The sequence below is a fragment of the Liquorilactobacillus mali genome (assembly GCF_001437155.1).
Taxonomy (GTDB): domain Bacteria; phylum Bacillota; class Bacilli; order Lactobacillales; family Lactobacillaceae; genus Liquorilactobacillus; species Liquorilactobacillus mali_A.
On record NZ_JQAR01000047.1, the window covers coordinates 1 to 6,627 of the forward strand.

The 6,627-nt window shown below is 36.2% G+C and carries 5 protein-coding genes; 1 reads left to right on the forward strand and 4 read right to left on the reverse strand.

Annotated features, from left to right (window positions below; genetic code table 11):
• Nucleotides 1-81 precede the first annotated feature (81 nt).
• Nucleotides 82-954, reverse strand: coding sequence for a fructokinase ScrK (gene scrK / locus IV36_RS11480; protein ID WP_056992623.1), 873 nt, complete (start codon nucleotides 952-954; stop codon nucleotides 82-84).
• Between the two features lie 355 nt (nucleotides 955-1,309).
• Nucleotides 1,310-2,026, reverse strand: coding sequence for a demethylmenaquinone methyltransferase (locus tag IV36_RS11485; RefSeq protein WP_056992624.1), 717 nt, complete (start codon nucleotides 2,024-2,026; stop codon nucleotides 1,310-1,312).
• Nucleotides 2,027-2,417: 391 nt separating this feature from the next.
• Here IV36_RS11485 and IV36_RS11490 point away from each other — a divergent pair, with 391 nt between their 5' ends.
• Entirely contained in the window at nucleotides 2,418-4,034 is a 1,617-nt protein-coding gene (locus IV36_RS11490; RefSeq protein ID WP_056992626.1) for a peptide ABC transporter substrate-binding protein, read from the forward strand.
• A gap of 262 nt (nucleotides 4,035-4,296) precedes the next feature.
• Here the strand turns inward: IV36_RS11490 and IV36_RS11495 are convergent, their stop codons facing one another.
• Both IV36_RS11495 and guaB read right to left on the reverse strand, forming a co-directional pair.
• Nucleotides 4,297-4,614 (reverse strand): heavy metal-binding domain-containing protein, encoded by a 318-nt coding sequence (locus IV36_RS11495; protein WP_187328455.1) that lies wholly within the window; start codon nucleotides 4,612-4,614, stop codon nucleotides 4,297-4,299.
• A gap of 368 nt (nucleotides 4,615-4,982) precedes the next feature.
• Entirely contained in the window at nucleotides 4,983-6,467 is a 1,485-nt protein-coding gene (gene guaB / locus IV36_RS11500; RefSeq protein ID WP_056992628.1) for an IMP dehydrogenase, read from the reverse strand.
• Nucleotides 6,468-6,627: the final 160 nt, after the last annotated feature.

A 6,627-nucleotide genomic window follows, 5' to 3' on the forward strand; every position in this document is an offset into this window, starting at 1 on the left:
AAAACCAAAGATTTTTCCAAACCGGCCTTTATTATGGAGACTTATGTCACAGCCTCATCCTTTTTTGTAAAACAATCGGTGTCAAGAATTCAATAATTTAATAGCTAGGGCAAAATTGCCTAAAGTAGCTGAACCATTATTTTTGATAGCTGGCAAAGTAATATAGTTTTCTAAATTTGAAAGAGGTAAATAATCATTTAGTAAAGCCTTTAGCTCTAATCTAACTTTCTGAAGTAAAACTTTATTTGCAACGCTCCCTCCAAAAACAATTCTATCAGGTCTTAATATCAGAGAAACTTGCATTGCAGCCTGAGCAACATAATAGGCCATTATATCCCATACAGGATCATCCAGAGAAACATATTCACCTTTTTTATGAACCCTAGCTTCAAAAGTTGGTCCTGAGACTAGGCCCTCTAAACAGTCTTTATGAAAAGGACATATACCTTTAAAATCAAGATCTTTTGGATGACGTTTTACAAAAACGTGTCCCATCTCAGGATGTCCCGCATTTCCAACGAAGTTCCCATTTATTATAGCCCCTCCGCCTACACCAGTTCCTAGAGTATAGTACACAAGCGAATTAATTTTTTCATTTGCTAATGTTGCCATTACATATTCACCATAGGCCGATCCATTAACATCAGTCGTCCAAAAAATAGGTACCTTAATTTTTTGTTGAATATATCCAACAAAATCAGTATTGGCCCAATATGGTTTAGGTGTACTTGTAACATATCCATACTTAGAGGAATTTTTTTTGATTTCAATGGGACCAAAAGAAGCAATACTTAGAGCTTTAATTTCAAATTTTTCAAAATATTTAATTACTTTATCAAGCGTTTCTTTAGGAGTTGTAGTTAAAAAATTAATGCTATTTTTAACGCGATAATTCTCATCCCCTACTGCACAAACAAATTTGGTTCCTCCTGCCTCAACACTACCTACTAACATAAATATTCCTCCTCAAGTCAAAAAAGTACTTCAAGCGATGTTAAATGTCTCAAGATAAATGTAACCGATATCAATTTTGAACACAACAGTTTTTTCAAATCAAATAAACTAAACTCTCGGAAAGTTATTTGAAAGACTACGGATATCATGTGTCAGTCTTAATAAACCTCCAACCATTAAAATGAATGTCGTCTGTCTACTTACATCTTTTTTATTTTAAACAATTTGCTTAATAGTTGTTGCTTCACACCAGCTGTGCTAACCAAACAGCTTTCTGATCAAAATGACAATTTTCAAATTTGCATGTTAACTGACATACTATAATATTAACTTTGAAGCTAATTAACTTTAAAATTTACATTTTTTTATATCCTATGTGAAGAACAACGGCCCCTAGACTGAATTGTTTATAAGTGACTTTCTGCAATCCAACCTCCTCGAACATTTCTTTTAACCTGTTTGCGGAGACAAATTCTTTAGTTGTCTTTTGTAAATAATCATAATCAGCATAATTATTTCCGCGAATCTTAGCAATTACAGGTACCAGTTTGAAGAAAATATTCCACACACTCTTCACAATCATATTTTGTGGCTGTGATGTCTCCAAGCAAGCCACAAATCCTCCAGGTTTCACAACTCTCAGCATTTCACTTAATACTTGACTGGCATCGGGGACATTTCTAAGTCCGAAACCAATCGTTGCCCCATTAAAAGAATTATCAGTAAACGGTAAATCCATTGCATTTCCTTGGACTAATTTTATCTTACTTTTTTGTTCATAATTAACCAGTTTGGTTTCAGCAAGTTTCAACATTTCTTTGCTAAAATCCAATCCAGTAACATGACCACTCTCACCAAGTCCGCGCGCTAAGTCAGCAGTCCATGCTCCTGTTCCACAACAAACATCTAGGATCTCTGAATCATTTTTTATATCAAGTTTCTTCATGGTTTCTTTGCGCCATTTTTTTTGCAGTCCCATGCTAATCCAATTATTCATTGAATCATATTCAGGGGCAACACGGTCAAATAACGAATTCACTTTGTCTTCGGGTGTTTTATTTGTGAGTACCAAGTACTAGACCTCTCTTTTTGTGATGTTTTTCTCAATTAATGCTATCACATTTCTTTGAATCAAAAAACAATTAAATACTATTATTTTTTAACAATACTCTACAACTAGTTTAGTTTGTTTATTGACAAACAGTTAATAAACAAGTACTCTTAATGCATAATTATTAAACCATTGGAGGAGTCTTTCTATGACATTTTTTAATATCAAAAAAATGGGAATGTGTCGCACATGTTGCAAATCTGCAAGCATGTTTATTTTGCCATCATTCATGATTATAGAAAACTCTGCCGCCTAACCACACGTCACTTTGTCTAGAGTCTCTGATCATGATAAGATCAGGGACTCTTTTTATTTTACTAACAGAAAAACCATATTACTTGGGGGCTTATATATGAAAAAAGGGATTTTAGCAATATTTGGGACTTTACTAGTTACTACACTTTTATTGACCGCTTGTGGTAATAGACAATCATCCAGTACATCAAACCAACAAACTTTGACTGTTGCAACAAATGCCGAAATGGCTACTCTTAGCACCACTAAATATAGTGATACTACTAGTCTTGAAGCATTACAGAATACTTTTGAAGGCCTTTATCGTTTTAATTCAAAAAATAAACCAGTTCTTGCTGGAGCCTCGAGTGTCTCCGTTAGTCCAGATAAAAAAACTTATACTTTTACTCTTAGAAAGAATGCAAAATGGTCAAATGGTGATGCTGTAACTGCACAAGATTATGTCTTTGCCTGGAGAAAGATGGTAGATCCATCAGCAGCTTCCCCTAACTCACAACGTTTTGCACCTATTAAAAATGGTGAGGCAATTGCAGCAGGCAAGATGTCAACTGACGAGTTGGGAATTAAAGCTCTCAGTACCTATAAATTACAAGTTACGCTTGAGTCACCCATCAGTTATTTCTCAGAACTTATGACTGGTGCACCGTTCTATCCACAAGATGAAAAAATTGTTAAAAAATATGGGAGCCAGTATGGAACAAGTGCTGCTAAAACTGTTTTTAATGGTCCTTTTGTTGTAACTGGCTGGAATGGTACCAACTTAAAATGGAATTATGTGAAAAATAGTAAATATTGGGACAAAAAAGCAATTACACTTAAAAAAGTTAATGTTCAAGTTGTTAAGGATGCCTCAACTGCTGCTAATCTGTATAAGACAAATAAGCTAGATTATGCAATGCTCACGACAGATTATATTAAGCAATATCAAAAAACAGCTGGTTTCCACTCAAAAACCATTCCATTAATTGGCTACATGTCATTCAATACTCATCGCAAAACAACAGCCAATGTTCATTTTAGAAAGGCTATTGCGATGGCTTATAACAAAAACTCCTTAGTTAAAAATGTTTTGCATGCAGGTTCAGCATTAAATGGGATCGTCCCTAAAGATTTCGCTTTTAATACAAAAACTGGGGCTGATTACCGAAAAGATGCCGGCAATATGTCGACTTACAATCTTAAGGAGGCTAAGAAACAATGGGCTGAAGCGAAGAAAGAGCTTGGAAAACAAAAAATTTCGATTGAATTATTGACTTCTGATACAACAGACTCCAAACAAATCGGCGAGTATCTTCAAAGCCAACTTGAGACAAACTTGCCAGGATTATCAGTAAGTCTTCGTTCTATTCCACTGAAGTCTCGTTTAGCAGCAACAACCGATTATGACTTCGATATCGTTTATGGAACGTGGCAGCCTGACTATGCTGATCCTGTTAACTTCATCAGTGATGGTGGACAATATCATTTAGACGATGATTACAATAATAGTAACTTCCGTAATTTATTGAACCAAGCAGCAACAACATATGCAACTAATCCTACAAAACGTTGGTCGACTTTGATTAAGGCCGAAAAGCAGTTAATTAAGACAGACGCATTTACTGCACCGGTATATCAAGGTGGAATGTCTTATTTATTAAAAAATAAAGTTAAAGGGCTCCAAATCTCACCATATGGTACGGTATTATTCTATAGAAATGTTCACATCAAATAAATAAACCAAAGAAGCAGCTAAATACTTCAACTTTCTGAAATTGAATTGTTTAGCTGTTTTTTTTCGTGTCTTTTTTATAAATAATCTGTATATTTTTACAATCGCAATGCCTAAACACACTTAATAAATCAGTGGTCTATGTCATACATTGAGGGTTTTCAAATTTTTGTTTAATTTTGAATCTTCGAACAAAGCTTATACATAATCAACAAAAAAAGCATGCCAAAATATCAATTGTGGCATGACTCATTTGTATATTATATTATTCTTCAGTGTACTTAACGGCGGTACCATAGGCAGCAACTGACTGCATATCTTGACCAATTGAGCCTGAGTCAAAGCGCATCATTACCACTGCATCTGCCCCCATTGCCGCAGCATTTTGACGTAATCGCTCCACTGAAACTTGGCGCGATTCCTCGAGCATTTTTGTATAGTCTTTAATCTCACCACCAACAATATTTTTCAAACCCGCTCCGATATTACGAAAAACATTTTTTGATTGCGTTGTTACCCCAAATACTTCACCCAAAGCAGTATATTTTTTCCCTGGAATATTCTCAGTTGTAACTACCAGCATCTGTTCCATCTTAACGTCCCCTTTCCTATCTATCTTGGATTGTAACATTTTATATACTTCTTCGTCAGCTAAAGCTCGCAAGTTTCTAGCTCCAAAAAAAGGGCCAAATGTGACATAGTTGGTGAGACTGGTGAATTAACGTGAAATTACAAGCATTGCAAACACTTTGCCTTTGGATATGCATAATTCAAAATTAGACGTCTTTGACTTGTGGAACATGTTTATTCAAAATAAATAGAAAAGCTGGATCAAAAGTTAACTCTTGATCCAGCCCTCAAATATTTTTCAATTGTATATAATCACTAACATGTCCTATAAATCAAAATCCCAGATTAATACTGAAATTTTTGCGACTCATATCACATTTGTTATTTACTATAATTAGGCGATTCCTTCGTAATTTGAACATCATGAGGATGGGATTCACGCAAGCCAGCGTTTGAAATTTGAATAAATTGTGCATCATCTTGTAGTTCCTGTAGATGACCAGCACCGACATATCCCATTCCGGCACGCAGTCCACCAACAATTTGGTATACAATATCGGCAAGTGAACCCTTATATGCAACACGGCCTTCAATACCTTCTGGAACTAACTTGTTTGCTTCATTCACACTACTCTGGAAGTAACGGTCGGATGAACCATGTTTGCTGTCCATTGCCCCAAGACTACCCATTCCACGATAAGTCTTGAATCGACGGCCCTGATAGATTTCTGTCTCACCAGGAGCTTCATCTGTCCCAGCAAGCATACTACCCAACATAACAGCACTTCCGCCTGCAGCCAATGCTTTAACTACATCACCAGAATATTTAATGCCACCATCAGCAATAATCGTTTTGCCATATTCACGAGCTACACTTGCTGCATCATAAATGGCTGTAAGTTGAGGCACACCAACACCGGCAACAATTCTTGTTGTACAAATTGACCCTGGTCCGATTCCAACTTTAACTACATCAACGCCAACATCATAAAGTGCACGTGTAGCTTCAGCTGTTGCAACATTTCCAGCAATCAGTGTTGCTTTAGGGAAATGTTCACGGATCTCACTAATTTTACGAATCACGCCAGCAGAATGACCATGGGCAGTATCTATTACAATCGCATCAACACCCGCGTCAAGTAGTGCTGCAGCCCGATCAAAAGTGTCGCTCGTTACACCGACTGCCGCTGCAACCAACAAACGTCCATGTTCATCCTTTGCAGCATTAGGAAATTCAACAACTTTTTCAATATCCTTGATAGTTATTAAACCTGTCAGCTTACCATCCTTATCAATCATTGGCAATTTTTCGATCTTGTGTTCTTGCAGGATCTCTTCTGCCTTCTTTAGGGAAGTTCCCTCGGGTGCAGTCACAAGATTTTCCTTAGTCATCACACTATCAATCTCGACAGTCCGATCTGAAACGAATCGTAGGTCACGATTGGTAATAATACCCACAAATTTACGATTTTGCAATGTCTCAACAATTGGCACACCACTTATGCGATATCTTCTCATTAGTTCTTCTGCCTCAGCAACCGTATTCGTTGGAGTCAGGAAGAATGGATCGATGATTACTCCACTTTCAGAACGTTTAACTTTACGAACTTCATCAGCCTGTCGCTCAATTGTCATATTCTTATGAATGACACCCAAACCACCTTGGCGAGCTATTGCAATTGCTGTAGCTGCTTCAGTAACTGTATCCATCCCTGCACTTATAATTGGAATATTCAATTTAATATTTTCTGCAAGTTGCACCTTCAAATCAACATCATTTGGTAAAACATGACTTTCGGCCGGAATTAATAGAACATCATCAAAAGTAAAACCCTTTTTCGCGAACTTGGTATCCCAATTAGACATTACAAAAACGCTCCTTTAAATTTATTTTTATTTTCTAAAATACAAAAGATTCTTACTAAAATCAAGCATTCTCATGTATTTATTAGAATGTTGTTGTTAAATAATTGGGAGTGTCAAGAAGTTTGTGTAAATGGGAATACCTTTCCCCTGTAAAATTAAA